2 pseudogenes are annotated in these 1,063 nt (G+C 73.1%); one reads left to right on the forward strand and one right to left on the reverse strand.

From position 1 onward, the window contains the following. Positions 1-346, reverse strand: a pseudogene (locus AWZ10_RS00835) (MarR family transcriptional regulator); the annotation flags it as partial. A 241-nt stretch (positions 347-587) separates the two neighbouring features. On the opposite strand from AWZ10_RS00835, the pseudogene AWZ10_RS00840 reads away from it, so the two are divergent. Then, positions 588-1,063, forward strand: a pseudogene (locus AWZ10_RS00840) (ATPase); the annotation flags it as partial.

Genomic DNA, 1,063 nt, shown 5'->3' on the forward strand with positions numbered 1-1,063 from the left:
TTCCGATCTCCGCGACCACGTCGACGGTGTCCGCCCGCGGGCCGGTGCCCTCGGCGAGCAGGGTGCCGTCCAGGCCGCAGACCCGCACCCGGGTGACGCTGGGGCCGAGGTCGACGGCGAGTACGGCGCCGGCGGCGAGCCCGAGGTCGTACACGGCCGCCGACCTGCCGGTTCCGCCGTTGAGGGTGCCGGAGCGAGCGGCGAGACCGGCGGCCTCCAGCTCCGCCACGGCGGTGGAGACGGTCGGCTTGGAAAGGCGGGCCCCGGTCGCCAGTTGGGGGCGAGTGGCGGTGCTCGACGCGGCCAGTACGGCGAAGACAGCGCGGGCGCTCTCGCTCAGGTGCATGCTCTCCCCAGTCGTACCGCGATCATCCGGCCGCACGGTCGTGCGGTATCCGGGTCCGAACCCTTGACGCACCCTAATTCGTTAGTTAATTTCCTAACGAAGTCAAGCGGTACTCGCCTACCGCACCCGCAGAGGCCCGTCCCGGGGCTTCCCTAGCACCCCCACAGACCCTGTGTGTCCAGGAACGGCTTCGCCCAGCCGTCGCTGCGCCATCGCAACGCAACGACGAAAGAGGCCTTTCGTGCAGGACTCCGGGCCAGCCGCGGTCGGTATCGACGTGGGCGGCACCAAGACCCATCTCCGTGCTGTCACGGGGACGGAGTCCGTCGCCGACCACATCCGTACGAGCCGCGGCTGGCGGCCGCACGACCCGGCGGCCGCGGCCGCCTGGCTGGCCACGTTGGTCGGGGAGGTGCTGCCCCCACACACCCTCCCGTCCGCCGTGGCCGTCGGTGCTCACGCCTGCGAGACACCCCGGCAGTGCGAGGGGATACGTCTCGCCCTCCAGGAACGGCTTCAGGTGCCGTGCCTGGTGGTGGGGGACGCCGAGCTGCTCGCCCCCGCCGCCGGTTTCGACAGGGGGGTGGGCCTGGTCGCGGGCACCGGTTCGGTGGCCGTCGGCCGGTCCGCCGACGGCACCTCGGTGCAGGTCGGCGGCTGGGGGGCGGTTCTCGGCGACGAGGGCGGCGCCGCCGGTCTCGTCCGCGAGGCGGCCCG

Origin of the sequence: Streptomyces europaeiscabiei (genome assembly GCF_001550375.1) — a bacterium.
Lineage (GTDB): Bacteria > Actinomycetota > Actinomycetes > Streptomycetales > Streptomycetaceae > Streptomyces > Streptomyces europaeiscabiei.